Genomic DNA, 25411 nt, shown 5'->3' on the forward strand with positions numbered 1-25411 from the left:
GATGAGGAACGGATAAATGGCTGCTTTGGACACACCTGAAACCGATGTCCGCGAGGGCGTGGACCGCGAGACGGTCGAAACCGTCCAGGCGATGGCCGGCAAATACAAGCACGGCTGGGAAACCGAGATCGAGACCGAATACGCCCCCAAGGGGCTGAACGAGGACATCGTCCGGCTGATCTCGGAAAAGAACGGCGAGCCGGAGTGGATGACCGAGTGGCGGCTGGCCGCCTTCGCGCGCTGGCAGCAGATGCAGGAGCCCGACTGGGCGCTGCTGGACATCCCGGCGATCGACTACCAGGACCAGTATTACTACGCCAAGCCCAAGAGCATGGTCGAGAAGCCGAAGAGCCTCGACGAGGTCGATCCCAAGCTGCTCGCCACCTACGAGAAGCTGGGCATCCCGCTCAAGGAGCAGATGATCCTGGCCGGGGTCGAGGGCGCCGAGGCGGCGCCGGCGGAGGGCCGCAAGGTGGCGGTCGACGCCGTCTTCGACTCGGTCTCGGTCGGCACCACCTTCAAGGAAGAGCTGAAGAAGGCCGGCGTGATCTTCATGTCGATCTCGGAGGCGATCCGCGAATATCCCGATCTTGTGAAGAAGTATCTCGGCTCGGTGGTCCCGGTGTCGGACAACTTCTTCGCCACGCTGAACTCGGCGGTGTTCTCCGACGGCTCCTTCGTCTACGTGCCGCCCGGGGTGCGCTGCCCGATGGAGCTGAGCACCTATTTCCGCATCAACGCCGAGAATACCGGCCAGTTCGAGCGGACGCTGATCATCGCCGACAAGGGCTCTTACGTCAGCTATCTCGAGGGCTGCACCGCGCCGAAGCGCGACATCCCGCAGCTCCACGCCGCGGTCGTCGAGATCGTCGTGCTGGAGGATGCCGAGGTGAAGTACTCGACGGTCCAGAACTGGTATCCGGGCGACGAGGAAGGCAAGGGCGGCATTTACAACTTCGTCACCAAGCGCGCCGATTGCCGCGAGGACCGGGCCAAGGTGATGTGGACCCAGGTCGAGACCGGCTCGGCGATCACCTGGAAATACCCGTCCTGCATCCTGCGCGGCGACGACACCCAGGGCGAGTTCTACTCGATCGCCATCGCCAACAACATGCAGCAGGCCGATACCGGCACCAAGATGCACCACCTTGGCAAGAACTCCCGCTCGCGCATTGTTTCGAAAGGGATTTCGGCCGGCAAGGCGCAGAACACCTATCGCGGACTGGTCTCGGTTCACCCCAAGGCCAAAAACAGCCGCAACTACACCCAGTGCGACAGCCTGCTGATCGGCGACAAGTGCGGCGCCCACACGGTTCCCTATATCGAGGTCAAGAACAACTCGAGCCGGGTCGAGCACGAGGCGACGACCTCGAAGGTCGATGATGACCAACTGTTCTATTGCCGCTCGCGCGGGATGGACGAGGAAGAGGCGGTGGCGCTGGTGGTCAACGGCTTCTGCAAGGACGTGCTGCAGGCCCTGCCGATGGAATTCGCCATGGAGGCGCAGAGCCTGGTGGCGATCAGCCTCGAAGGCTCTGTCGGCTAAAGGACGCAAAATCAGAGGGTTGCGAGATGATCGTTACAACCACTCCCTCGGTCGAGGGGCAGCTGATCGCCGAGTATCACGGCATCGTCACCGGCGAGGCGATCCTTGGCGCCAACCTGTTCCGCGACCTGTTCGCCTCGATCACCGATATCGTCGGCGGGCGCTCGGGCGCCTATGAGCAGGAACTGGGCAAGGCGCGCCAGACCGCGCTTAACGAGATGGAAGAGCGCGCGGCGGCGATGGGCGCCAATGCCGTGGTCGGTGTCGATCTCGATTACGAAGTCATCAACAACATGCTGATGGTGTCGGCCTCGGGCACCGCCGTCACCGTCAAGTAGGAAAGAGAACATGCTGGAAATCAAGAACCTGCAGGTCAAACTTGAAGAAGAGGACAAGCAGATCCTGAAAGGCGTCGACCTGACGGTCGAGGCCGGCAAGGTCCATGCGATCATGGGGCCGAACGGCTCGGGCAAGTCGACGCTGTCCTATGTCCTGGCGGGCCGCGACGGCTACGAGGTCACCGAGGGCTCGGCGACGCTCGACGGCGTCGACCTGCTCGAGATGGAGCCGGAAGAGCGCGCCGCGGCCGGGCTGTTCCTGGCGCTGCAATACCCGGTCGAGATCCCGGGAGTCGGCAACATGACCTTCCTGCGCACCGCGCTCAACGCCCAGCGCAAGGCCCGCGGCGAGGAAGAGATCAGCGCCGGCGACTTCCTCAAGCTGGTGCGCGAGAAGGCCAAGACGCTGAAGATCGACGCCGAGATGCTGAAGCGGCCGGTCAATGTCGGTTTCTCGGGCGGCGAGAAGAAGCGCAACGAGATTCTGCAGATGGCGGTGCTGGAGCCGAAGATGTGCATCCTCGACGAGACCGACTCGGGGCTCGATGTCGACGCGATGAAGCTGGTGGCCGAGGGCGTCAACGCGCTGCGCGACGCCGGCCGGGGTTTCCTGGTCATCACGCATTATCAACGGCTTCTGGACCATATCAAACCCGATGTCGTGCATATCATGGCCAATGGGCGGATCGTGAAGACCGGCGGCCCGGCACTGGCGCTCGAGGTCGAGCAAAATGGCTATGCCGACATCCTGGCGGAGTTTGCGTGATGGCGGCGACGGCGCAGAAACTGCAGGCGCTGGAGGCCCGGATCGCGGGGCTCAGCCTGCCCGAGAGCGGCGGCTGGCTGGCGCTGGCGCGCGGTCAGGCGCTGAGCCGGTTGAAGGCGATGGGCCTGCCGGCGCGGCGCGACGAGTACTGGAAATGGACCAACCCGGCGACGTTGATTTCGCCCGAGGTGACGCCGGCGGCGATCTTCGAGACGGACGAGGCGCCGATCTTCGATACCATCGACCGCGTCAAGCTGGTCTTCGTCGACGGGGTCTTCGACGCCGAGGCCTCGGACGATCCGGCGTTGGCCGGGGTCGAGATCTCGCGGCTGGCCGAGGCGGGGGCGCAGGATGTCCACTGGGCGCGCGAGGTCTACGGCGTGCTCGAGGCCAATGGCCAGAGCCCGGTCGAGCGGCCGCTGGCGGCGCTCAACTCGGCCTATGCCACCGACGGCGTGCTGATCCGGGCGACCGGAAAGGCGGCCAAGCCGATCAACCTGGTTTACCTTCATAATTCCGAGACCTCCGAGGCGATCCTGCACCATTGCGTGAAGGTAGATGCGGGGGCCGAGGTGACGCTGCTCGAGAACGGGCCGGCGGCGGCGCGGTTCAACAAGGTGCTGGAAGTCGACGTCGCCGATGGCGGTGCCTTCCACCATGTCCGCGCCCAGGGCCGCGACCACGAGCGCCGCGCCGTGACCCATATCTTCGCCCGTCTCGGCGCCGAGAGCCGGTTCAAGTCCTTCACCCTGACCGCCAACGGCGTCATGACCCGCAACGAGGCGGTGATCGCGCTGACCGGCGACGATGCCATTGCCCATGTCGCCGGCGCGGCGGTCGGCGACGGCGATTTCCACCAGGACGACACCGTCTTCATCACCCATGACGCCGAACGCTGCGAAAGCCGGCAGGTGTTCAAGAAGGTTCTGAGGAACGGCGCGCAAGGCATTTTCCAGGGCAAGATTCTGGTCAAGCCCGGGGCGCAGAAGACCGATGGCTACCAGATCAGCCAGTCGCTGCTGCTCGACGAGGACAGCCAGTTCCTCGCCAAGCCCGAGCTGGAAATCTACGCCGACGACGTCCAGTGCTCGCACGGCTCGACCTCGGGCGCGATCGACGAGACGGCGCTGTTCTACCTGCGCTCGCGCGGGGTGCCGGAACGCGAGGCGCAGTCGCTCTTGGTGCTGGCCTTCCTGGCCGAAGCGATCGAGGAGATCGAGGACGAGGAGATCGGCGCCGATATCCGTGGCCGGCTGGAAGGCTGGCTGGCGCGGCGGATGGGCTGATGACGATCACCGGCGACATCGCCGAAAGCTACCGGGCGCCGGGCCGGGTGGTGCGGCGCAAGCTGGCCAATGGCCAGAGGGAAGAGCGCGCGCTGGCCACCTTGATGGGCGCCTGCGGCATGGCCTTCGTCGCGCAATGGCCGGCGCTGGCCCGGGCGGCGCATCTCAACCCGGACGTGCCGCTCGATGCGCGCATGGGCGGGGCGCTGATGGGCGCGATCTTCCTGCTGCCGCTCCTGGCCTACGGGCTTGCCGCGCTCAGCCACCTGGTGGCGAAGGCGATGGGTGGGCAGGGTGGCTGGTTCGGCGCCCGACTGGCGCTGTTCTGGGCGCTGCTGGCGATCAGCCCGCTGATGCTGCTGCAGGGCCTGGTCGCCGGGCTCGTCGGGCCGGGCCCGGCGCTGTCGGCGGTCGGTTTCGTCGTCCTCGCCGGCTTCCTCTGGCTGTGGCTTGGCGGCTTGCGGGCGGCCGAGGGATTTGGCAAGCAGGCGGCATGATGCTGACAGGGCCCATAGTCGCGACGCTGATCCGCGACAGCCTGACCCGCCCGCGCGCCGCGATGCGGGCGGTGCTGGATCTGAACCTGCCCGCGGGCATCCTGTGGCAGGCGCTGGTGCTGGTCGCCGTGCTGGGCGACCTGGTCGTCTGGGGCGGGCTGGCGCTGACCGCCGAGGGGCGGGCGCTGCTCGACCAGGGCGGGTTGCCCGGGCCGCTGTTCATGGGCGCGCTGCAGCTGGCGCTGCTGGCGCTGATGGCGGTCGGGATCGACCGGATCGGCCGCGCTTTCGGCGGCGAGGGCGATTTCGCCGGCGCGCTGGCGGTCATCGTCTGGCTCCAGGTGGTGATGTTCGCGCTGCAATTCGCCCAGCTGCTGCTCTATCTCCTGGTGCCGCCGATCGCCGACATGCTGGGCATCGCGCTGTTTGCGGTGATGTTCTGGTTGCTGTCCAACTTCATCGCCGAACTGCACGGCTTCCGCTCGGTGGGCGCGGTGTTCGGCGGCGTGGTCATCACCCTGATCGGGGTGGTGATCTTCCTTTCCTTCCTTCTCTTCGCGCTCGGTGTGGGCGTTCCGGGGGCCCCGTGATGTATGATGTCGATGCGATCCGCCGCGATTTCCCGATCCTGTCGCGTCAGGTGAACGGCAAGCCGCTGGTCTATCTGGACAACGGCGCCTCGGCGCAGAAACCGCAATGCGTGATCGATGCGGTGACGCAGGGCTATTCGATGGAATACGCCAATGTTCACCGCGGCTTGCACTACCTTTCGAACCTGGCGACCGACAAGTACGAGGCGGTGCGCGGCACCGTCGCGCGGTTCCTCAACGCCGGCCACGAGGAAGAGATCGTCTATACCTCGGGCACGACCGAGGGCATCAACCTCGTCGCCTATGCCTGGGCGGCGCCACGGCTGCAGGCGGGCGACGAGATCGTGCTCAGCGTGATGGAGCATCACGCCAATATCGTGCCGTGGCATTTCCTGCGCGAGCGTCAGGGCGTGGTGCTGAAATGGGTCGAGACCGACGTCAACGGCGACCTCGATCCGCAGGCGGTGCTGGACGCGATCGGGCCCAGGACCAAGCTGGTCGCGATCACCCAGATGTCGAACGTGCTCGGCACGAGGGTCGACGTCGAGGCGATCTGCAAGGGCGCCCATGACAAGGGCGTGCCGGTGCTGGTCGACGGCAGCCAGGGCGCGGTGCATGCGCCGGTTGACGTTCAGGCGATGGGCTGCGATTTCTACGCCATCACCGGGCACAAGCTCTACGGTCCCAGCGGCTCGGGCGCGATCTATATCAAGCGCGAGCGCCAGGCCGAGATGCGGCCCTTCATGGGCGGCGGCGACATGATCCGCGAGGTCACGCGCGACGCCGTCTCCTATGCCGATCCGCCGATGAAGTTCGAGGCCGGGACGCCGGCGATCGTCCAGCAGATCGGCATGGGCGTGGCTTTAGACTACCTGATGGACCTCGGCATGGAGAATATCGCCGCCCATGAGAAGGGCTTGCGCGATTATGCCAATGCCCGGCTGGGCGGGCTCAACTGGCTGAACATCCAGGGCAATTCGGCGACCAAGGGGGCGATTTTCTCGTTCACGCTGGACGGGGCGGCCCATGCCCATGACATCTCGACCGTGCTCGACAAGAAGGGCGTCGCGGTCCGGGCCGGGCACCACTGCGCGCAGCCGCTGATGGATCACCTCGGCGTCACCGCCACCTGCCGCGCCTCCTTCGGTCTCTACAACACCAAGGCCGAGGTCGACGCGCTGGTCGAGGCGCTGGAGCTGTGCCACGAGTTGTTCGGCTGAGCGGCCGGCAAACCGACACCGCAGATGCGACAATTTGGTGCGCGGGCCGGATCCCGGCTTGCATGGCGCATGTTATGAAGTAACATGATCGTGATTGGAATAGGAAACGCGCTTCCACCGTGAGCCCGGCCAGGCCGGCTTGGAGGAGGCACGATGCGCAGGATGATTATCGGGCTCGCCGCCTGTGTTGTGGCGGGGCTTTCAGGGGTAACGGTGGTTCGGGCCGAGCAAGCGGCGCCGATGTCGACCGCCGCGCCGGCGGTGCCGGGCAGCAACTCGACCGCCGACCATTCCAAATTCGAGATCCTGCAGCAGGATTTCAAATCCGGCCCCGAGGTCACGGCGGCCTGCCTGTCCTGCCATACCGAGGCCTCGGACCAGGTCATGCACTCGATCCACTGGACCTGGAGCTACGACAACAAGGCAACCGGCCAGACCCTGGGCAAACGCAACGTCATCAACGCCTTCTGCGGCAATGTTGCCTCGAACGAGCCGCGCTGCACCTCCTGCCATACCGGCTATGGCTGGGAGGACATGCGCGCGCCGCCGCCGGCCCAGCCGGCGCGGGTCGATTGCCTGGCCTGCCACGCCTCGCCCGATCTCTACAGCAAGCTCGACAACGCCGCCGGAAGGCCGCCGCTGGCCCCGGTGCCGGAGGGCGCCAAGACGATCACCGGCGCCAAGGCGGTGGCGGTCAACCTGTCGAAGGCGGCCCAGTCGGTCGGCCCGCCGCAGCGCGAGAATTGCGGCCAGTGCCATTTCTACGGCGGCGGCGGCGATAACGTGAAGCATGGCGACCTGTCCTCGGCCCTCGTCACGCCGGACAAGTCGGTGGACGTGCACATGGCCGCCGACGGCCAGAACTTCACCTGCGAGACCTGCCATGTCAGCGACAAGCACGTCTTCGCCGGCTCGCGCTACAACGTCACCGCGGCCGATGACGGCGGCACCGGCCTGCCGGGGATGCGCCGCGACGTCGCCACCTGCGAAAGCTGCCATGGCGCCCGGCCGCACCCGGCGACCCTGATCGGCATGAAGCTGAACGACCATGCCGACCGCGTCGCCTGCCAGACCTGCCACATCCCGGAATTCGCCCGCGGCGGGGTGGCGACCAAGACCTTCTGGGACTGGTCGACCGCCGGCAAGCTCAAGGACGGCAAGCCCTATGCCGAGGAGGGCTTCACCCAGTCCGACGGCAAGCATCTGCACACCTATCTCTCGACCAAGGGCAACTTCAAATGGGGCGAGAATGTCGTGCCCTATTACGCCTGGTTCAACGGCCAGGTCGAATACACCACCGCCGACCAGACCATCGACCCGACGAAGCGGGTCGAGATCAACCGCATCGCGGGCAGCGCCAGCGACCCGCATTCGCGGATCTGGCCGTTCAAGCGGATGGACGGGCGCCAGGCCTATGACAGCAAGCGCGACAAGCTGGTCTACAACCATGTCTACGGCCCGACCACGACCACCGCCTTCTGGACCAATTTCGACTGGTCGAAATCGATCAAGGCGGCGATGGATTACGTCGGCGAGCCCTATTCGGGCGAGTACGGTTTCGTCGATACCTACATGTACTGGCCGATCACCCACATGGTCGCGCCGGCCGATCAGGCGCTCGACTGTCAGCAATGCCATGCGAAGGACGGCCGCCTGGCCGATCTTGCCGGCTTCTACATGCCGGGGCGCGATCCCTACGGGCCGGGCGGGTTGCTGGGCATGCTGCTGTTGGCGGCGGCAGGGCTCGGCGTTGCCGGCCACGCGCTGATCCGTCTGCTCACCCGCGGCAAGGGAGGCCGTCATGACTGAACGTCAGGTCAAGGTTTATCCGCGTTTCGAGCGGTTCTGGCACTGGACCCAGATGCTGCTGATCTTCGGGCTGTTCTTCACCGGGCTGAGGATCATGGGGCTGCACGCGTTCATTCCCTTCGGCGCGGCGGTGATGCTGCACACGCTGGCGGCGCTGACGCTGATCGTGCTCTGGCTGTTCGCCATCTTCTGGCACCTGACCACGGGCACCTGGCGCCACTACGTGCCCACCAGCCAGGGGCTGTTCGCGGTCGCGCGCTTCTACGCCTTCGGCATCTTCAAGGGCGAGCATCACCCCTATCGCAAGGCCTATTGGCGCAAGCACAACCCGCTGCAGGCGCTGACCTACCTGGCGCTGAAGCTGGTGCTGTTCCCGGCGATCTGGATCACCGGCCTGGCCTATCTGAGCTACAATTTCTGGGAGACCCAGCCGGGCGCCTCCTTCGGGCTCGAGGTGGTGGCGAATCTGCATATCCTGATCGCCTTCACCATCGCCGCCTTCGTCGTCATCCATGTCTACCTGCTGACCGCCGGCCACAGCTTCCGCGAGCATCTGCGGCCGATGATCACCGGCTTCGACACGGTCGACCTGAGCCCCGAGGAAGAGGCCTATCTGGCCCGCGACGAACCCGGCCGGCTCAAGCGGTGATGGCAGGGACAGGAGTGCGGACCGCGACGGATTTCCCGTTGCGGCCCGCATCTTGAGCGGCTATAGACCCACGCAGGCACCCATAGCTCAGCTGGATAGAGCGCTGCCCTCCGAAGGCAGAGGCCAGAGGTTCGAATCCTCTTGGGTGCGCCATCTTTCTCCCAATACGTGACAGGCGGCTGGCGGCAGTCGGTCGATAGCGGGCGGCGATGTCCTGCCTGGACGCCGGCGTCGACGGACGGAAACGGCCCGGGCTTTGCCGCTGCGCCGGGCGCGCGCCCGTCTCTTGCCGCTGGCGCTGCGACTGCATTGTCTGGCGGCCGGCGGCGGCCTAGACTCGGTTTGGCAGGCAAGGCCGGAGGCGAGGGCAGGACGGATGATCGAGGCGGTGCAGCAGGCCCATGCGCTGACGGGCGAGGCGGTGCTGGCGCAGCTGTCGGTGACGCCGGCAGAAGGCCTGAGCGAGGCCGAGGCCGGGCGTCGGCTGGCCGCGAGTGGCCCCAACCGGATCGCGCAGAAGGAAAAGACCCGCGTCTGGACGGTGCTGTTCCACCAGGTCCGCAGCCCGGTCGTGGTGCTGCTGTCGGCCGCCGCCGTGCTGGCGGCTCTGTTCGGCGAGATCAGGGAGGCCGTCGCCGTCGGCGTCGTGCTGGCGCTCAATACCGTCATCGGCTTCACCACCGAGATCCGCGCCGTGCGCTCGATCGAGGCGCTGCGGGCGCTGGGGACGGCGGAGGCCCGGGTCCGGCGCGACGGCAATGTCCGGCGGCTGCCGGTCGAGGCGCTGGTGCCGGGCGACATCGTGCTGCTGGCCGCCGGCGACAAGGTGCCGTCCGACCTGCGCCTGATCCGGGCCGCCAATGCCGGGGCCGACGAATCGAGCCTGACCGGCGAGGCGGCGACGGTGACCAAATCGCTCGACCCGGTGGCCGGAACGACGCCACTGGGCGACCGCACGCCGATGCTGTTCCGCGGCACCAGCCTGGTCCGCGGCTCGGCGCTCGGGGTCGTCACCGCCACCGGGCTGGCGACCGAGTTCGGCCAGATCACCCGGCTGATCGAGGAGGCGGAGCCGGCGGCCTCGCCTCTGGAGAAGCGGCTGACGCGGCTCTCGGGCCAGCTGATCTGGGCGACGCTGGCGATCTGTGCCCTGGTTGCCGGCGCCGGCGTGCTGCGCGGCGAGGACCCGTTCCTGATGGTCGAGGCGGCGATCGCGCTCGCCGTCGCCGCGATCCCCGAGGGCCTGCCCATCGTCGCCACCCTGGCGCTGGCCCGCGGCATGCTGCGGATGGCGCGCAGCAACGCGCTGGTCGAGCGGCTGTCGGCGGTCGAGACGCTGGGGGCGACGACGGTGATCCTGACCGACAAGACCGGGACGCTGACCGAGAACCGGATGACGGTGCGGCGGGTCTGGCTCGATTCGGGCGAGATCGAGGTCGATGGGGGCGAGGGCGGGGAATTGCGCGACGGCCCCGACCCGGCGCTGGACGCGCTGCTTGACGTCGCGACGCTGTGCAACGAGGCGACGCTGGGCCGCGACGGCCATGCCGACAGCGGCGATCCGACCGAACTGGCGCTGCTCAGGCTGGCGCGGCAGGGCGGGCGCGACAAGCGCGAGCTGCTGAGCGCCAGGCCGCTGCTGCGCGAATATCCCTTCGACGAGCATCGCAAGATGATGGCGACGCTGCATCGCGACGGCGAAAGCGTGCTCTATGCCGTCAAGGGCGCGCCCGAGGCGGTGCTGCCGCTCTGCAGCTCGATCTCCGGCGCTGCCGGGCCGGAGGAGATGACGGCCGAGCGGCGCCAGCGTTGGCTGGCCCATGTCGCCGCACTGGGGCAGCACGGGCTGCGGGTGCTGGCGCTGGCCTCCAAGCGCGACACGGGGCCCGGGGCCGACCCCTATCGCGGGCTGGAACTGGCGGGGATCGTCGGGCTGGAAGACCCGGCCCGGGTCGACGTGCCCGACGCGATCCATGCCTGCCGCGCGGCCGGGATCCGGGTGATCATGGTCACCGGCGACCATGCCGACACGGCGCAGAACATCGCCCGGGCGGTCGGGCTCGACATGGACGGGCTGCGCGTCGCGCCCGGGGCCGAGATCGGCGGGCTGGCGGGCAGGGACGAGCTGGAACAGGTCGCCGTCTTCGCCCGCGTCAGCCCGGCCGAGAAACTGGCGCTGGTGCGGGCCTGGCAGGAGCGCGGCGCCGTCGTCGCGATGACCGGCGACGGCATCAACGATGCGCCGGCGCTGCGTCAGGCCGATATCGGCATCGCCATGGGGCTGCGCGGCACCGATGTCGCGCGCGAGGCGGCGGCGATGATCCTGCTCGACGATGCCTTCCCGACCATCGTCAAGGCGATCCGCGAGGGCCGGGTGATCTTCGGCAATATCCGCCGCTTCTCGGCCTATCTGCTGGCCTGCAACCTGTCCGAGGTGCTGGTGGTCGGCGGCGCCATGCTCGCCGGGTTGCCGCTGCCGCTGCTGCCGCTGCAGATCCTCTATCTCAACCTCGTCACCGACGTCTTCCCCGCCTTCGCGCTGGCGCTGGGGGAGGGCGAGGAGGACGTGCTGGCGCGGCCGCCGCGCAAGCCGGGCGCGCCGGTGCTGGCCCGGCGGCACTGGGCGGCGCTGGCCGGGCAGGGGCTGGCGATCACGGTCGCCGTTCTGGGCGCCGAGCTGCTGGCGCGCGACGCGCTCGGGCTCGACTGGCCGGCGGCGGTGACGGTCGGCTTCCTGACGCTGGCCTTCGCCCAGCTCTGGCACGTGCTGAACATGCGCCGGCCCACGGCCGGGCTGCTGGTCAACGAGATCACCCGCAATCCCTGGATCTGGGGCGCGCTGGCGCTGTGCGCGGTGCTCCTGGCGCTGCCGGTCGAGGTGCCGGTGCTGCGCGCGGCGCTGGGGCTGGTGGTGCCGACACCGGCGATGTGGGGCGTGGTGATCGGCTGCAGCCTGCTGCCGCTGGTGCTGGTGCAATCCGTGATCCTGGCGCTGGGATGGCGCCAGCGCAGGGCGGGCTGAGCGATGGCCGCGACCGAACCGCTCGTCGCTGCCCTGCTGCGCCGCCATGGTGGCAGCCTGGCCGGGGAGCTGGGGCTCGACCTGGCGCACCCGGCACCGGCGGACCTGTTCCGCTGGCTCTGCGCCGTGCTGCTGCTCAGCGCGCGGATTTCGAGCCGGGTGGCGCTGCGGGCGGCCGAAGAACTGGCGGCGCGGGGCTGGACCACGGCCGGGGCCCTGGCGGCGAGCACGTGGCAGGACAGGGTGGCGGCGCTCGATGCAGCCGGTTACGCGCGCTATGACGAGAAGACGGCGACCATGCTGGGCGAGTTGGCCGAGGCGGTCCAGCGCGACTACGGCGGCGACCTGACCCGGCTGCGGGCGGCGGCGGATGGAGATCTGGCGGCGCTGCGCGAACGAGTGATGCGGTTCAAGGGGATCGGGGAACTGGGGGCCGACATCTTCTGCCGCGAGATGCAGGCGGGCTGGGACGAGCTCTATCCCTTCGCCGATGCCCGGACCCTCGAGGCCGCCGTCGGGCTGGGCCTGCCCGGCAGCGCCGGGGAACTGGCGGCGCTGGTGCCGCGCGGGCGGTTGCCGGCGCTGTTGGCGGCGCTGATCCGGGCGCGGCGGGCGGGCGAGACGGCCGAAAGCCTGCTGGCCGGGCCGTCCGGCTGAACCGCGGCTTCGAGAGGGCGGAAACCCCGCCCTCCGAGGATGTTACCGCCGTCTCTTCGCAAGCCGCATCAGCTGTAGCCCACAACATCGCCCGGGCGATTTTCGCCCGGATAGAGTGGCTTGCACGCTGCTATTGCCGTGGCGCGCCAATCAGCTTTCGTCGGGCGGCAGCAGGCCGAGGCCGCGCAGGTAGATGCCGATCCCGGCCTCGAGCAGCTGTTCGGGCGGGAACGGCGCCTTGGCACCGGGGCTGCCGCGGGCGAAGAGCTCGACGACGCCGTGGCTGAGGGCCCAGATATGGGCCGAGAACATCGCCGCCGGCGGGCGCTTTTCCGGCGGGATGCGTTCCGACAGCTTCTCGGCCGCCTTTTCCAGCACGCCGCGGGCGCGGGCCGCGGTCTGGGCCAGTTCGGGGTTGGAATTCAGCGAGATGCCGCTTTCGAACATCGCCATGTAATGGCCGGGGAACTTGCGGGCGAAGGCGAGGTAGGCACGCCCCGTCGCCTCGAAGGCGGCCAGCGCGGTCGGCTTGCCGTCGTTATAGGCGTGTTCCATCAGGTCGGCGAAGATCAGGTAGCCCTGGCGCGCGGCCTCGGCGATCAGGTCGTCGCGGCCGGCGAAATGGCGATAGACGGCGGCCGGCGTCACCCCGGCGGCCTTGGCGGCCTCGGACAGGGTGAAACCCTGCGGCCCCTTCTCCTCGATCAGTTGCAGCGCCGCCTCGACCAGCGCCTGGCGCAGGTTGCCGTGATGGTAGCCGCGCTTAGCCATTCCAGATTTCCGGCCCGCCGCAGATATTGCCGTCGATGGCGCCGATCGCCTTGAAATCCTTGCCCTTGTAGTCGATCCCCGAGAGCACGGTCTGGATCGCTGCCAGCCGGACGCGATACTTGTCGTCCGAGCGGATCACCGTCCAGGGCGCCAGCGGCGTGTGGGTCCGGCTGAGCGTCTCGCGGATGGCGTCGGTATAGGCGTCCCAGCGTTTCAGCCCCTCGACGTCGATCCAGCTCAGCTTCCATTGCTTGAGCGGGTCGCGCTCGCGGTCGAGGAAGCGGCGCAGCTGCTCGGCGCGGCCGACATTGAGCCAGAACTTGACCATGTGGATGCCCTCGTCGACCAGCATCGACTCGAAGCCCGGCACCTGGCTGAAGAAATGCTCGCGCTGGTCGTCGGTGCAGAAGTCGAACACCTTCTCGACCACGCCGCGATTGTACCAGCTGCGATCGAAGATCGTCATTTCGCCGCCGGCGGGCAAGCGGTCGATGTAGCGCTGGAAATACCATTGGCTGGATTCGCGGTCCGACGGCTTCGGCAGGGCGACGACATTGGCGACGCGCGGGTTGAGATATTCGCGGATGCGCTTGATCGTGCCGCCCTTGCCGGCGGCGTCGCGGCCCTCGAAGACCAGGACGATGCGCCGGCCGCTGGCCTTGACGTCGGCCTGCAGCTTGACCAGCTCGACCTGAAGCTTCCCGAGCCGGTCCTCGTAATCGTCCTTGTCCATCCATTGGTCGTAGGGATAGCCGTCGTCGAGGGTCTTGCCCTTCTTGGCCTTGTCGATGGCCTTGCGCACCGCATCCGGCGCCTCGTCCTTGAAAAAGCTGCTGATTGCCCCGTCGAACGGAAGTTCCATGGCCTCACCTCATTCTCTTGCTGCCAAGTATGGCGAATGGCGGGGCTAGTGCAATCCGGCCCGGGCGGCGGCGCGGTGGATGGCGGCGATGATATCGTCGGGATTGGTGTGGTGCGGCATGTGGCCGACGCCCTCCAGCCGGGTCAGGTTGGCGCCCGGCACCTGGCGCAGCAGGCGCTCGGAATGGATGCCGATCGGGACGATGCTGTCGGCGGTGCCGTGGACGATCTCGAGCGGCTGGCGGATCTGGCCGTAAAGCGTCGACATCTGGTGGATATGGGGCAGCAGGCCGTTGACCTGGCGGGCATTGGCGATCAGCACCTTGCGGCGCAGGGTCAGCGGCACCGCGACATGGTCGACATAGCCCTCGGGCACCGGGTCGGGGGCGAAGATCTCGGCGACCAGCTTCGCGGTCATCTTCTCGCTCGCCCAGGCGGTGGCCAGCGGCACCAGCACGGCGGCGCCGGGCCTGACCGAGGTGGCGCGGTACCAGGCGCCGAGGCCGCCGGTCCAGGGGTTGCTGGCGCCCGAGACGACGACCAGCGCGGCGATGTCGTCGGGATGCTCCAGCGCCCAGGACAGGGCGACGGCGCCGCCATAGCTCTGGCCCAGCACGATCGGGTTGAAGGCGCCCAGCCGCTCGGCCGCCTTGCGCAGCACCCGCACCTGCGCCGCCGGGTCGGCATCCTCGGGCCCCAGCGCGTCCGACCAGCCCAGCCCGGGTCGGTCGAAGGCGATGACCCGGAACCGGCCCTTGAGCCGGTCCATCAGGCGAAAGGTGAACTCGCGCGCGTTGCCGCTGGCGCCGTGCAGCAGGATCAGGTCGGGGCCGTCTCCGGCGATATGGGCGTGAACGATGCGGCCCTCGATCCGGATCATCATCCCGCGCGGCGGAAAGGCTTCCTCGGCCGCGCGTTCGCGGGCGCTGACGCGCCGCCGGGTGAGCCCGAACAGGCCGGCTGCAACCGCAGGGAGAAGAACCAGACTACTTGCCAATTTCCCGCATGTCGTAAGGGGTTGTCTGATAAATTTCGTTTATCCAGTTACCATAGAGCAGATGGGCGTGGCTGCGCCAGCGGTTCAGTGGCACCTTGGTCGGATCGTCGTCGGGATAGTAGTTCACCGGCAGCTTCGCCGGGGTTCCGGCGGCGACGTCGCGGTCATATTCCTGCTTCAGCGTGTCGCTGTCGTATTCGAGGTGGTTGAAGATGTAGAGTGCCCGGTGGTCGGTATCCTCGACCAGGCAGGGCCCGACCTCGGGCGAGCCGAGCAGCGTCACCAGCTCGGGCACCGCGTCGAGCTCTTCCTGCTTCATCTCGGTCCAGCGGCTGACCGGCACCGTCAGGTCGTCGGAGAAGCCGCGCAGATAGGGCGAGGCCGGGGCGAGGTTGCGGTGGCGGTAGCAGCCGAAGGCCTTGTGCGCGAGCATGTGCTTCTGGACGCCGTGGAAGTGATAGACCATCGCCATCCCGCCCCAGCAGACGCCGAAGGTCGAATGGACATGGGACTGGGTCCAGTCGAAGACCTGGGTCAGCTCGTCCCAGTAATCGACTTGCTCGTAGGGCAGATGCTCGATCGGGGCGCCGGTGACGATCAGCCCGTCGAACTTGTCGCCGCTGTCGGCGACCTCGGCGAAGGGCTGGTAGAACTCTTCCATGTGCTCGGCGGCGGTATTGCGCGAGAGGTGGTCGGTCATCCGGATCAGCCGCAGGTCGATCTGCAGCGGCGTGGCGCCGATCAGGCGCGAGAACTGGATCTCGGTCTGGATCTTCTTCGGCATCAGGTTGAGCAGCCCGATGCGCAAGGGCCGGATGTCCTGCCGTGCCGCCCGGCCCTCCGACATCACCATCACGCCTTCGCTCGAAAGCACGTCGAAGGCGGGCAGGGTTTCGGGCAGGGTGATGGGCATCGGCGATCTCCGGTTGAAGCGGCTCTTTGGGGGCTGGCGCTAGCGACGGTCGATGGCGGCGGCGATCAGCGCGTCGAAGTCCTCGGGCCCGCGTAGGGCCGAGACCTCTTCGGCGGTGACGGTGACGCCCCATTTCTCCGCCATCGCCGCATAGCGCGGCTGGCGGTGGGCCAGCGCCCGGGCATAGGTCCAGCGCACGAAGGCATCCGGATCGACGGCGCTTTCGCACAGCCCGGTCTCGGCCAGATATCCGCTCCAGCAGTCCAGCAGGAAGTCCGGTTTGTAATACATCGGCTTGGGCGCGCGGTCAAAGCGCCGGATCAGCTCGGCCGTATGGGCGTCCGAGCCCTTGATCCAGACCAGCAGCAGATGCTCCGACAGGGTGGTCAGCAGCGGGTCCCCGGGATCGTCGGGATCGACCACCTCGCAGATCGAGCCGCCGGAATCGCAGACGAAATTGCCGTAGCCGTAGATCTCCTGCGCCCGCTCGATGAAATGCGGGGTATCGCGCAGCGCGGCGATCTCGGCCACCCGGTGCTGCTCCTGCCGGCGCTGGTACTCGGCAAGGCCCAGCCCGCCCTTGTCGGGATCTCCCGGCTTGCCTAGGTAGGTCGAGAGTGGCGAGAGGTTCGAGAAGGTGATGTTCGAGGTGATGTAGACGGAATCCGTCATCAGCAGCTCGCGCAGCAGCGGCACCTTCATCGCCTCGCGCTTGAAGTTGTCCGAGATATGCTCGCCCATGTAGCGGGTGCCGATGCGGTAATCGACCGAGTAATGGAACCAGCCGCCGGCCTCGCGCAGCAGGCTCGAGACATGGGTCTTGCCCAGCCCGGACATGCCGAACAGCAGCACCCGTTTCTTCGGGGCCGCCCGCCAGTCGTCGCCGCTGCTGTAGATCATCTGCCTCTCCCGCCGTCTCCGGCCCCGAATAGCGGGAAGGCGCGGCGGATTCACGTCTTTTCTGCAGCGGTCCGGGCTTTTGTCGTCCGCCGCCGCAGCAGCCGGCCGTCGGTGATCGCCAGTCCCAGCGCCAGCAGGCCGAAGCCGGCGAAGGCGTGGCGCGGCAGGGTCTCGCCCAGCACCAGCCAGCCGAGCAGGATCGCGACCGGCGAGACCAGCAGCGTCACCAGGCTCAGGTTGCCGGCGCCGGCCATGGCGAGGACGCGGTAGTAGAGCAGGTAGGCCCCGGCCGAGGCCAGCACGGCAAGGTAGACCAGCGCGCCCCAGGTGGCGGCGCTGTAGTCGAGGCTGGGCGCGCCGTCGCGCAGCAAGGCGGCGGGGACGAGGACCAGGGTCGAGCCGGTCAGCATCCCGGCGGCGGCGACCTGCGGCGCGACGCCCTTGAAGCTGGCCCGGGCGAAGGCGGCGGCGCAGGCATAGGAGCTGGCGGCGCCGAGCACGGCGAGCTGGCCCAGCGAGGTCAGGTCGAGCCCGGTCAGCGCCGATGGCCCGACGGCGGTGGCGACGCCGGCGAAACCGGTCAGCACGCCCAGCGCCCGGCGCGGGCCCAGCCGCTCGTCGGCGAAGACCAGGGCGGCGACCAGGACGCCGAAGATCGCGGTCGAGGCGTTGAGGATCGAGGCCAGGCCCGAGGCGATGTGCAACTCGCCCCAGGTGATCAGCGAGAACGGGATGACGTTGTTGAGCAGCCCCATGACGAGGAACGCGGCCCAGACCCGCGGGCGGCGCGGTAGCGGCAGCCGGCGGCCGAGGACGTAAACCCACAGCACCACGGCCGCACCGCCGACACGGAAGGCGACCGAGGTCAGCACCCCGACCTCGTCCAGCGCCAGCCGGATCGACAGGAAGGAGCCGCCCCAGATCAGGGCGAGCAGCAGCAACTCGGCCCAGGCGCGGGCGGACAGGGTTTTCTGCACGGGGCGGGACATCGGGCACTCTTTGGATCGCGGAACCTGTCGCCTTGTCGCATGGCGGCCCCGCCGGCGCGACCCGGATCCTGACATGAAAAGGCCCCGCCGGGGCGGGGCCTTTCGGATTTCCGATCGCGGGCGGCTCAGAAGTTGTAGCCGACCTTGATGCCGAACGCCGTGGCGTGGTTGTTGGTGAAGTTCGACAGCGCGGTGCCCGGAAGCGACGGGTTCTCGGTCTGGGCATCGCCGATCATGACGTAGCTGACCCCCATCGTCACCTTCACCTTGTCCTGGGTATAGGTCACGCCGGCGCCGACGCTGGTATAGCCGTCGGTCGGGCCGAGGTTGCCGGCGAAGCCGCCATTCGACTTCTCGTAGCCCAGCTGCACCGCGCCCGACCAGTGCTCGTTGAACTTGCGCCCGATCCCCAGCGTGTAGGTGATGGTGTTGTTGTCATAGGAGACAAGGCTGCCGCCGGTCGCCATGTTGTAGCCGACGGGCGTGATGTCGAACGCCTTCCACTCGCGCCAGCGCACCGAGCCGAAGACCAGCGTCTTGGGCGCGACACCGGTCTGGAATTCGAGGTTCACCGATTGCGGCACGGTGGTCGAGAAGGGCAGCGAAGGGCCGCCATTTTCCGAGACGTCGAAAGTATGCTTGATCTCGCTGTTATAGGTCAGCGCGACCCGCAGCGCGATCTCGGGTTTCTCGTAGGCGACGCCGACCAGATAGCCGAACTCGGTGCTGTCATTGGTCGACATGGTGTAGTTGCTCAGCAGCGGGATCGAAACCGAGCCGCTGGCGGTCTCGCCCCGGATGCCGCCGTAGAGGCTGACATTCGACGGCAGCTTGTAGCGCAGCATCGCGGTGACCGCTTTCGAGCTGATCTTGCCCGTCGAGCCGGCATAGGCATAGCCGGTGCCGGAGGGGTAGGTGACATCGGCGCCGATCGGCTCGTCGAGGACCAGGGCGACGTCGACATTCTTGCTCAAGGCGGTCTTGAAGCCGAGCGAATAGGTGACGTAGCTGTCCGTCATGTTTCCGGTCGAGCTGCCGGCCGGAACGGCAATGGTGCCGGCAGGAGCCGGCGGCGGGGCGTAGATCGGTGTCGCCTGCGTGCCCGAGACATGGGGCGAGACACTGCCGAGCGAGAATTCGACGTAAGTGCCCTTCTCGAACAGGATGCCGACCGATTGCGTCGAGCGCTCGACCCCGCCTGCATGGGCCGCGGCGGCGCCAAGGGCCAGCGCGCTGACGGATACCAAGACTGTTTTCATGTCCCTCCTCCCGGAACGTTCTCGTTATTATGTCAAGAACGCTAGGGAGCGTGAGAATCTCCGTCAATCATTGACCTGACGTCAGCGTGCCAAGGCCCGGTCAGCGTTGCACGGATGCCCGGGTCTCGGCCCGGATGTTGACGAAATTGGCGACGAAGATCAGCGCCGCGCCGAGGAAGACGAAGATATCCAGCGGCTCGTGGTAAAGCAGCATGCCGACGACGGCGATCACCGGCAGACGGGCGAAGTCGAACGGGATGACGATGCTGGCCGGCGCCAGCGACAGCGCCGTGGTCAGGCAGAAATGCGCCAACAGCCCGGCACAGCCGATCAGCACCAGCCACGGGCCGGTGCCGGCGTCGGGCAGGGCCAGCGCCCCGTCCTTGGCCAGCGCGCAGATCACCCCGAAAATGGCCTGCATCGTGGTCAGCCAGAACAGGATCGAGATCACCGGCTCGGTCCGGGTCAGCCGCTTGGTGAAGATCGCGGTCAGGGCGAAGCAGACCGCGGCCGTGGCGGCGGCGAGGATGCCGGGGTCGAGATGGGCCGGGTTGGGCCGGGCGACGATCAGGATGCCGAGGAAACCGGTGGCGGCCGATAGCGCCCGGGTCCGGGTCAGGCGCTCGTTCAACAGCAGCGGCGCCAGCAGCGCGACCCAGAGCGGCGAGGTGAATTCCAGCGCGAAGACCTGGGCCAGCGGGATCAGGGTGATGGCCAGGAACCACAGGTTCTGGCCGGTGAAATGGGCGATGTTGCGGATCAGGTGCAGGCCCATGCGCCGGACGTGGATATCGCCGCTGCGGCGACGGACAAGGGCGACGGTCAGCACGATCAGGACGCCGACGACCGAGCGCCAGGTCATCAGCTCGAACGTGTCCATGCTCAGGCTGACCTGGCGCCCCGCCACCGCCATCGACGAGAACGAGGCGATGGCCCCGGTCATCCACAGCGCCGCCTTCAGCGGCTGGGGATCGTCGAGCGCGGGTATCGCCGGCCGCGCGCCGGCCGCCTCGGTCTGGCTCATTCCCGTCCTTCCGTTTCCAGCGTAGGCCCTCCCGCCCGTCGCCGCCCTGGCGGCGCCTCCCGTCGGTCCCCGCCGCGCTCGCGCGCGGCGGCCGGGACCATTCGGCGACCGGGTCGCGGCCGCTCAGGCGGGCGTCATTCCCACTCGATCGTGCCCGGCGGCTTCGAGGTGATGTCGTAGGTCACCCGGTTGATGCCCTTGACCTCGTTGATGATCCGGGTCGCGGTCTCGCCGAGGAACTCGTGGCTGAACGGGTAGTAGTCGGCCGTCATGCCGTCGACCGAGGTCACCGCGCGCAGGGCGCAGGCATAGTCGTAGGTGCGGCCGTCGCCCATCACGCCGACGGTGCGCACCGGCAGCAGGGCGACGAAGGCCTGCCAGATCTCGTCGTAAAGGCCGTGCTTGCGGATCTGGTCGATATAGACCGCGTCGGCCCGGCGCAGGATTTCCAGCTTGTCGCGGGTGATCTCGCCCGGGCAGCGGATGGCGAGGCCGGGGCCGGGGAAGGGGTGGCGGCCGATGAAGCTTTGCGGCAGGCCGAGCTCGCGGCCCAGCGCGCGGACCTCGTCCTTGAACAGCTCGCGCAGCGGCTCGACCAGCTTGAGGCCCATCTTCTCGGGCAGGCCGCCGACATTGTGGTGCGACTTGATCGTCACCGAGGGGCCGCCGGAGAAGCTGACCGACTCGATGACGTCCGGGTAGAGCGTGCCCTGGGCGAGGAATTCGGCCCCGCCGACCTCGTGGGCGTGTTTCTGGAACACGTCGATGAACAGCTTGCCGATCGTCTTGCGCTTGACCTCGGGGTCGGACACGCCTTCCAGCGCGCCGATGAACAGGTCGGCCTCGTCGGCATGGATCAGCGGGATGTTGTAGGTGTCGCGGAACATGCTGACCACCTCTTCCGCCTCGCCCAGCCGCATCAGCCCGTGATCGACGAAGACGCAGGTCAGCTGGTCGCCGATCGCCTCGTGGATCAGCACCGCGGCGACCGAGCTGTCGACGCCGCCGGAGAGGCCGCAGATCACCTTCTTGTCGCCGACCTGTTCGCGGATCAGGCGGATCGCCTCGTCCTTGTAGGCGCCCATGGTCCAGTCGCCGCTGAAGCCGGCCAGACGCACGAAGTTCTCGTAGAGCTTGCGGCCGTTCGGGGTGTGGTGGACCTCGGGATGGAACTGGACGGCGAAGAAGTTGCGCGCCGGGTCGGCGGTGATGGCGAAGGGGGCGCCGGGCGAGGTGGCGTAGACCTCGAAGCCCGGGGCCAGCTCGGAAACGTGGTCGCCATGGCTCATCCAGACCTGCTCGCGCCCGGCGGCATCGGCGAACCAGCCGTCGAGCAGCGGCAGCCGGCTCTCGCCGGGCGTGACATAGGCGCGGCCGAATTCGGCGGTGTGGCTCTGGCCGGCCTCGACCTTGCCGCCGAGCATCTCCATCATCACCTGCTGGCCGTAGCAGATGCCGAGGATCGGCACGCCGAGCGCGAAGACGCTTTCCGGCGGCCGCGGCGAGCCCTCGTCGAGCACCGAGGCCGGGCCACCCGAGAAGATCACGGCCTTGGGCGCGAAGTCCTGCAGGAAGGCGTCGGTGACGTTCTGGAACGGGTGGATTTCGCAATAGACGTTCAGCTCGCGCAGCCGGCGCGCGATCAGCTGCGTCACCTGGGAACCGAAGTCGATGATGAGGAGGCGGTCATGCTGGGTCATGAGCGTCGAATAAGCGCGCGCGCGCAGGGGCGCAAGAGGATTGCGCGGGCGCAGAGGGCGGCAGGGGGCGCTGCGCCTCGCGCTGTGCGCGCTCCCCGGGATATTTGGGCTGGAAGGAAAGCAGGCGCGGCCCGGGCCGACCTGCCGCAGCGGCGATGTCGGTTTTTCGTCTCAGGTGACGCAATCCGGAGATGTCGGGGCGGCGAAATCAGTAAAAGAAGGCCTAGGAAGCAGCCGCGGGTGCGGCCGGACGGAGGATGATCGATGAGTGCAGCGGTTGGACGGCGGGCACGGGGCGGCGGCGGCGCCGCGCGGCGGGCGGAGCGCACGGCGGTAAGGCGCGACACCGCGCGCTTCATCGAGCGCAACATCCCCAATTTCGAACTGCTCAACGACGAGGCGCTTGAGATCATCGAGCACAACGCCGAGACGGTGCTCGAGGAGATCGGCGTCAACTTCGTCGAGAACCCGGCCGCGCTGGAGCGCTGGAAAGAGGCCGGCGCCGACGTCAAGGGCGAGCGGGTGCGGATCCCGCGCGGGCTGGCGCGCCAGCTCTGCGCCACCGCGCCGTCGCAATTCACCCAAGCCGCCCGCAACCCCGAGCGCAATGTCGAGATCGGCGGCCGCAACCTGGTGCTGGCGCCGGTCTACGGCCCGCCCTTCGTCCGCGACGCCGCCGGCGGCCGGCGCTATGCGACGATGGAGGATTTCCGCAATTTCGTGAAGCTCGGCTACATGTCGAAATGGCTGCACCATTCCGGCGGCACGGTCTGCGAACCGACCGACGTGCCGGTGAACAAGCGCCACCTCGACATGCTGCTGGCCCACATGACGCTGTCGGACAAGCCCTTCATGGGCTCGGTGACCGAGCCGGTGCGGGCGGCGGATTCGGTCGAGATGGCGAAGATCCTGTTCGGCGCCGACTTCGTCGACCAGAACACGGTGATGACCTCGCTGATCAACATCAACAGCCCGCTGACCTTCGACAGCGTGATGATGGGGGCGCTCGAGGTCTACGCGCGGGCCAACCAGGCGGCGATCATCTCGCCCTTCATCGTCGGCGGCGCGATGGCGCCGGTGACGGTGGCGGGCACGCTGACCCAGGTGCTGGCCGAGGTGCTGGCCGGCGTCGCCTACAGCCAGATCATCCGCCCCGGCGCGCCGGTCATCTTCGGCGCCTTCGTCACCTCGATCGACATGAACTCGGGCGCGCCGACCTTCGGCACCCCGGAAGCGGCCCATATCACCTATGGCGCCGGGCAACTGGCGCGGCGGCTGGGGCTGCCCTACCGCTCGGGTGGCGGCTTCTGCGGCTCCAAGCTGCCCGACGCCCAGGCCGGTTACGAAAGCGCCAACAGCCTGAACATGGCGCTGCTGGCCGGGGTCAACTTCATGCTCCACAGCTGCGGCTGGCTCGAGGGCGGGCTGGTGTCCTCCTACGAGAAATTCGTCATGGATGCCGATCAGCTCGGCACCCTGCACCACCTCGCCCGGGGCATCAGCACCGACGAGAACGGCCAGGCGATGGACGCGATCCGCGAGGTCGGGCCGGGCGGCCATTACCTCGGCTGCAGCCACACCCAGGCCAATTTCAAGTCCGCCTTCTGGCGCTCGGACCTGCTCGACTACAAGCCGTTCGAGACCTGGGAGGAGGAGGGTGCGCGCGACACCCAGGCGCTGGCCGGCGTCCGGGTGCAGAAGCTGCTGGCCGATTACGAGGCGCCGGCGCTCGACCCGGGCATCCACGAGGCGCTGACCGACTATGTCGCGCGCAAGAAGGAGTCGATGCCCGACACCTTCACCTGACGTCCGGGCCGGTCGGGGTCAGGGATCGGCAGGTCCGGCCAGCAGCCGGGCCTCGCCCATCAGCGCGATCAGCAGCAACACGTGGCGGGCGAGGCTGTAACCGGCGTCGCCGGCCTGGCGGCTGGCCTCGAGCCGGAGCTCCTGGGCGAGCAGGTCGGCGAGGGCGGCGGCGGGCGCGGGCAGGGCGGCCGCCCGGTCGCCCGGGCGCAGCAGCCGGCGCAGGTCGCGCTCGCGCCGGTAATCGGGCAGGCCGAAGCGCGCGGCGCGGATCAGCAGTCGCGGCCGGCGCAGGTTACGCAGCAGAAATCGGAAATCGGTCATCGGCAGCCCCCTTGGGTTGAACCCGACCGTTCTGGCATGGCCGCCGCAGGTGTTGCGGACCGGCCCCGAGCGCCGAGCGCCGCCTTCAGCTATGTTCAGTATTTGTTAGCAATGATCGCTGCCTGGGCGATTGTTAACCATGAGGTAACAAAAACAACCAAGGGTTGCTTTCGTCCGAAGCGATGCCTGTTAAGACTTGTTAACGAGATGGAAAGGACAAGCCGGACGATGACGGCGCCTGCGACAGCGACTTCCGACCTGCCCGGCTGGCTGCCGCTCTCCGTCCGGCTCTATCTCGATCATACCGAAGACGGGGTGTCGCTGCGGGCCCTGGCGCGGCGCGAAGGCTGTCATGCCTCGACCGTGCTGCGCCGGGTCCGCCGCTGCGAGAGCCGGCGCGACGATCCCCTGGTCGACGAGGCGCTGGCGCATCTGGGGCGCGCCAAGGCCGCGCGCTCCGCGGTCCCAGACGAAAAGGATGACCCCGACATGACGGCAGCCCTGCGTTCCGACACAGCCTCCCCCCCGTTCGTGGAGTCCGAAGCCGCCATCGCGCGCGAGGCGCGGCGCATCCTGCGCCCATTGACCGAGCCGGGCGCGGTGCTGGCGGTCTCGGCCGAGATGGAGAAGGCGGCGGTGCTGCGCAGCCAGCCCGATGGCCACAGCCTGCGCACCGCGGTGGTGGCGCGCAACATCGCCCAGGCCTTCGCGCTCAAGGACTGGATCGGCTGCGGCCGGGCGGTCGGCCGGGTCACGACCTACCGGATCACCGCCGCCGGCCGGGCGGCGCTGACGCGGATGCTGGACGAGGATGCCCGCCGGCGCGGGGCGCAGGCGGGGCCGGGTCAGGGGGCGGGTCAGGGCCCGGGACTGGCCGAGGCGCCAGCGCCCTTCGCCGACCAGCACCGCAGCTGGGAGACGCGCAACGAGACCGGCAGCGACGGCCAGCGCCGGCGGCTGCGCTACAACGCGGCGGAAAGCCCGGTGACGATGCTGGCCCGGCGCCGCGACCGCGACGGCAAGCCCTTCCTCTCGGCCGAGCTGGTGGCGGCGGCCGAGCGGCTGCGCGAGGATTTCGAACTGGCGCAGATGGGGCCGCGGGTGACCCAGAACTGGGACCGCTTCCTGACCGCCGGCGATCGCGGCGGCTTTGCCGGCGCCGGCGGCCCGGCCGAGGGCCCGCGGGCGGCGCGCGACCGGGTGGCGGCGGCGCTGCGCGACCTCGGCCCCGGCCTCGGCGACATGGCGCTGCGCTGCTGCTGCTATCTCGAGGGGCTGGAAGGGGCCGAGAAGCGGCTGGGCTGGTCGGCACGCTCGGGCAAGATCGTGCTGCGCATCGCGTTGATACGGCTCAAGCGGCATTACGACGAGCGCGGCGGGCGCGACCTGATCGGCTAGCGGCGCGCGGGCCGGAAAGGGCGGGGGGCTGTCTGCCCCCCGCACCCCCCGAGGATATTTTCGAGCAGAAAGTGGGGATCAGGAGAGCTTGG

The 25411-nt window shown here is 68.3% G+C and carries 23 protein-coding genes and 1 tRNA gene; 14 read left to right on the forward strand and 10 right to left on the reverse strand.

All coding sequences use genetic code 11. From position 1 onward, the window contains the following. The first annotated feature begins 16 nt into the window (after positions 1–16). From sufB to ACFOES_RS04645, 12 genes are all read left to right on the forward strand, one after another. On the forward strand, positions 17–1546 hold the full coding sequence (gene sufB, locus ACFOES_RS04590) for a Fe-S cluster assembly protein SufB (protein WP_377831999.1): 1530 nt from the start codon (positions 17–19) through the stop codon (positions 1544–1546). A 26-nt stretch (positions 1547–1572) separates the two neighbouring features. After that, complete coding sequence (locus ACFOES_RS04595) at positions 1573–1884, forward strand: heavy metal-binding domain-containing protein (RefSeq protein ID WP_377832000.1); 312 nt, start codon at positions 1573–1575, stop codon at positions 1882–1884. Positions 1885–1894: 10 nt separating this feature from the next. Further along, positions 1895–2650: a Fe-S cluster assembly ATPase SufC gene (gene sufC / locus ACFOES_RS04600; RefSeq protein ID WP_377832001.1), complete on the forward strand. Its 756-nt coding sequence runs from the start codon at positions 1895–1897 to the stop codon at positions 2648–2650. Continuing rightward, complete coding sequence (sufD, locus tag ACFOES_RS04605) at positions 2650–3936, forward strand: Fe-S cluster assembly protein SufD (RefSeq protein ID WP_377832002.1); 1287 nt, start codon at positions 2650–2652, stop codon at positions 3934–3936. The genes sufC and sufD overlap by 1 nt, the downstream gene beginning before the upstream one ends. After that, entirely contained in the window at positions 3936–4433 is a 498-nt protein-coding gene (locus ACFOES_RS04610; protein ID WP_377832003.1) for a YIP1 family protein, read from the forward strand. Before sufD ends, ACFOES_RS04610 begins: the two co-directional genes overlap by 1 nt. Continuing rightward, the gene (locus tag ACFOES_RS04615) at positions 4430–5023 is read left to right on the forward strand and encodes a Yip1 family protein (RefSeq protein ID WP_377832004.1); all 594 of its coding nucleotides are present in this window, start codon (positions 4430–4432) and stop codon (positions 5021–5023) included. Before ACFOES_RS04610 ends, ACFOES_RS04615 begins: the two co-directional genes overlap by 4 nt. After that, positions 5023–6243: a cysteine desulfurase gene (locus ACFOES_RS04620; RefSeq protein WP_377832005.1), complete on the forward strand. Its 1221-nt coding sequence runs from the start codon at positions 5023–5025 to the stop codon at positions 6241–6243. The genes ACFOES_RS04615 and ACFOES_RS04620 overlap by 1 nt, the downstream gene beginning before the upstream one ends. A 153-nt stretch (positions 6244–6396) precedes the next feature. After that, on the forward strand, positions 6397–8052 hold the full coding sequence (locus tag ACFOES_RS04625; RefSeq protein ID WP_377832006.1) for a tetrathionate reductase family octaheme c-type cytochrome: 1656 nt from the start codon (positions 6397–6399) through the stop codon (positions 8050–8052). Continuing rightward, positions 8045–8701 carry a cytochrome b/b6 domain-containing protein gene (locus ACFOES_RS04630; RefSeq protein ID WP_377832007.1) on the forward strand — a complete coding sequence of 219 codons (657 nt, stop codon included), beginning with the start codon at positions 8045–8047 and terminating at the stop codon, positions 8699–8701. Before ACFOES_RS04625 ends, ACFOES_RS04630 begins: the two co-directional genes overlap by 8 nt. Before the next feature lie 76 nt (positions 8702–8777). Next, positions 8778–8854 (forward strand) — tRNA-Arg (locus ACFOES_RS04635). 223 nt (positions 8855–9077) lie between these two features. Continuing rightward, entirely contained in the window at positions 9078–11723 is a 2646-nt protein-coding gene (locus ACFOES_RS04640) for a cation-translocating P-type ATPase (protein ID WP_377832008.1), read from the forward strand. A gap of 3 nt (positions 11724–11726) precedes the next feature. Next, positions 11727–12380 (forward strand): endonuclease, encoded by a 654-nt coding sequence (locus tag ACFOES_RS04645; protein ID WP_377832009.1) that lies wholly within the window; start codon positions 11727–11729, stop codon positions 12378–12380. 150 nt (positions 12381–12530) lie between these two features. Here ACFOES_RS04645 and ACFOES_RS04650 read toward each other — a convergent pair whose 3' ends face one another. From ACFOES_RS04650 to guaA, 9 genes are all read right to left on the reverse strand, one after another. Then, positions 12531–13151 carry a TetR/AcrR family transcriptional regulator gene (locus ACFOES_RS04650; protein WP_377832010.1) on the reverse strand — a complete coding sequence of 207 codons (621 nt, stop codon included), beginning with the start codon at positions 13149–13151 and terminating at the stop codon, positions 12531–12533. Next, positions 13144–14013, reverse strand: a complete 870-nt coding sequence (gene ppk2 / locus ACFOES_RS04655) for a polyphosphate kinase 2 (protein WP_377832011.1) — start codon at positions 14011–14013, stop codon at positions 13144–13146. Before ppk2 ends, ACFOES_RS04650 begins: the two co-directional genes overlap by 8 nt. 45 nt (positions 14014–14058) lie before the next feature. Continuing rightward, entirely contained in the window at positions 14059–14892 is an 834-nt protein-coding gene (locus tag ACFOES_RS04660; protein ID WP_377832012.1) for an alpha/beta fold hydrolase, read from the reverse strand. A 106-nt stretch (positions 14893–14998) separates the two neighbouring features. Next, on the reverse strand, positions 14999–15922 hold the full coding sequence (gene metA, locus ACFOES_RS04665) for a homoserine O-acetyltransferase MetA (protein ID WP_377832013.1): 924 nt from the start codon (positions 15920–15922) through the stop codon (positions 14999–15001). 39 nt (positions 15923–15961) lie between these two features. Next, on the reverse strand, positions 15962–16822 hold the full coding sequence (locus ACFOES_RS04670; protein ID WP_377832014.1) for an ATPase: 861 nt from the start codon (positions 16820–16822) through the stop codon (positions 15962–15964). Positions 16823–16872: 50 nt separating this feature from the next. Then, complete coding sequence (locus tag ACFOES_RS04675) at positions 16873–17811, reverse strand: DMT family transporter (RefSeq protein ID WP_377832015.1); 939 nt, start codon at positions 17809–17811, stop codon at positions 16873–16875. A gap of 125 nt (positions 17812–17936) precedes the next feature. After that, positions 17937–19070, reverse strand: a complete 1134-nt coding sequence (locus ACFOES_RS04680; protein ID WP_377832016.1) for a hypothetical protein — start codon at positions 19068–19070, stop codon at positions 17937–17939. A gap of 100 nt (positions 19071–19170) precedes the next feature. Further along, positions 19171–20094, reverse strand: a complete 924-nt coding sequence (locus tag ACFOES_RS04685) for a DMT family transporter (protein WP_377832017.1) — start codon at positions 20092–20094, stop codon at positions 19171–19173. 134 nt (positions 20095–20228) lie between these two features. Next, positions 20229–21794 carry a glutamine-hydrolyzing GMP synthase gene (gene guaA / locus ACFOES_RS04690; RefSeq protein WP_377832018.1) on the reverse strand — a complete coding sequence of 522 codons (1566 nt, stop codon included), beginning with the start codon at positions 21792–21794 and terminating at the stop codon, positions 20229–20231. A gap of 264 nt (positions 21795–22058) precedes the next feature. On the opposite strand from guaA, the gene ACFOES_RS04695 reads away from it, so the two are divergent. After that, the gene (locus ACFOES_RS04695) at positions 22059–23600 is read left to right on the forward strand and encodes a trimethylamine methyltransferase family protein (protein WP_377832019.1); all 1542 of its coding nucleotides are present in this window, start codon (positions 22059–22061) and stop codon (positions 23598–23600) included. An 18-nt stretch (positions 23601–23618) separates the two neighbouring features. Here the strand turns inward: ACFOES_RS04695 and ACFOES_RS04700 are convergent, their stop codons facing one another. Next, on the reverse strand, positions 23619–23921 hold the full coding sequence (locus ACFOES_RS04700; protein ID WP_377832020.1) for a DUF6477 family protein: 303 nt from the start codon (positions 23919–23921) through the stop codon (positions 23619–23621). Positions 23922–24149: 228 nt separating this feature from the next. On the opposite strand from ACFOES_RS04700, the gene ACFOES_RS04705 reads away from it, so the two are divergent. Then, positions 24150–25319 (forward strand): DUF6456 domain-containing protein, encoded by a 1170-nt coding sequence (locus ACFOES_RS04705; RefSeq protein WP_377832021.1) that lies wholly within the window; start codon positions 24150–24152, stop codon positions 25317–25319. Positions 25320–25411 lie beyond the last annotated feature (92 nt).

Source organism: Acidimangrovimonas pyrenivorans (genome assembly GCF_042643245.1).
Lineage (GTDB): Bacteria > Pseudomonadota > Alphaproteobacteria > Rhodobacterales > Rhodobacteraceae > Acidimangrovimonas > Acidimangrovimonas pyrenivorans.

Excerpts from the sequence above, each read along its gene's own strand:
- sufB (WP_377831999.1), top strand. The coding sequence starts at position 17 with ATGGCTGCTTTGGACACACCTGAAACCGATGTCCGCGAGGGCGTGGAC.
- ACFOES_RS04610 (WP_377832003.1), top strand. The coding sequence starts at position 3,936 with ATGACGATCACCGGCGACATCGCCGAAAGCTACCGGGCGCCGGGCCGG.
- ACFOES_RS04695 (WP_377832019.1), top strand. The coding sequence starts at position 22,059 with ATGAGTGCAGCGGTTGGACGGCGGGCACGGGGCGGCGGCGGCGCCGCG.
- ACFOES_RS04615 (WP_377832004.1), top strand. The coding sequence starts at position 4,430 with ATGATGCTGACAGGGCCCATAGTCGCGACGCTGATCCGCGACAGCCTG.
- ACFOES_RS04620 (WP_377832005.1), top strand. The coding sequence starts at position 5,023 with ATGTATGATGTCGATGCGATCCGCCGCGATTTCCCGATCCTGTCGCGT.
- ACFOES_RS04680 (WP_377832016.1), bottom strand. The coding sequence starts at position 19,070 with ATGAAAACAGTCTTGGTATCCGTCAGCGCGCTGGCCCTTGGCGCCGCC.
- ACFOES_RS04630 (WP_377832007.1), top strand. The coding sequence starts at position 8,045 with ATGACTGAACGTCAGGTCAAGGTTTATCCGCGTTTCGAGCGGTTCTGG.
- ACFOES_RS04670 (WP_377832014.1), bottom strand. The coding sequence starts at position 16,822 with ATGATCTACAGCAGCGGCGACGACTGGCGGGCGGCCCCGAAGAAACGG.
- ACFOES_RS04625 (WP_377832006.1), top strand. The coding sequence starts at position 6,397 with ATGCGCAGGATGATTATCGGGCTCGCCGCCTGTGTTGTGGCGGGGCTT.
- ACFOES_RS04595 (WP_377832000.1), top strand. The coding sequence starts at position 1,573 with ATGATCGTTACAACCACTCCCTCGGTCGAGGGGCAGCTGATCGCCGAG.
- ACFOES_RS04640 (WP_377832008.1), top strand. The coding sequence starts at position 9,078 with ATGATCGAGGCGGTGCAGCAGGCCCATGCGCTGACGGGCGAGGCGGTG.
- ACFOES_RS04650 (WP_377832010.1), bottom strand. The coding sequence starts at position 13,151 with ATGGCTAAGCGCGGCTACCATCACGGCAACCTGCGCCAGGCGCTGGTC.
- ACFOES_RS04645 (WP_377832009.1), top strand. The coding sequence starts at position 11,727 with ATGGCCGCGACCGAACCGCTCGTCGCTGCCCTGCTGCGCCGCCATGGT.
- sufD (WP_377832002.1), top strand. The coding sequence starts at position 2,650 with ATGGCGGCGACGGCGCAGAAACTGCAGGCGCTGGAGGCCCGGATCGCG.
- ACFOES_RS04675 (WP_377832015.1), bottom strand. The coding sequence starts at position 17,811 with ATGTCCCGCCCCGTGCAGAAAACCCTGTCCGCCCGCGCCTGGGCCGAG.
- guaA (WP_377832018.1), bottom strand. The coding sequence starts at position 21,794 with ATGACCCAGCATGACCGCCTCCTCATCATCGACTTCGGTTCCCAGGTG.
- metA (WP_377832013.1), bottom strand. The coding sequence starts at position 15,922 with ATGCCCATCACCCTGCCCGAAACCCTGCCCGCCTTCGACGTGCTTTCG.
- ACFOES_RS04660 (WP_377832012.1), bottom strand. The coding sequence starts at position 14,892 with ATGATCCGGATCGAGGGCCGCATCGTTCACGCCCATATCGCCGGAGAC.
- ACFOES_RS04685 (WP_377832017.1), bottom strand. The coding sequence starts at position 20,094 with ATGAGCCAGACCGAGGCGGCCGGCGCGCGGCCGGCGATACCCGCGCTC.
- ppk2 (WP_377832011.1), bottom strand. The coding sequence starts at position 14,013 with ATGGAACTTCCGTTCGACGGGGCAATCAGCAGCTTTTTCAAGGACGAG.
- ACFOES_RS04700 (WP_377832020.1), bottom strand. The coding sequence starts at position 23,921 with ATGACCGATTTCCGATTTCTGCTGCGTAACCTGCGCCGGCCGCGACTG.
- sufC (WP_377832001.1), top strand. The coding sequence starts at position 1,895 with ATGCTGGAAATCAAGAACCTGCAGGTCAAACTTGAAGAAGAGGACAAG.
- ACFOES_RS04705 (WP_377832021.1), top strand. The coding sequence starts at position 24,150 with ATGACGGCGCCTGCGACAGCGACTTCCGACCTGCCCGGCTGGCTGCCG.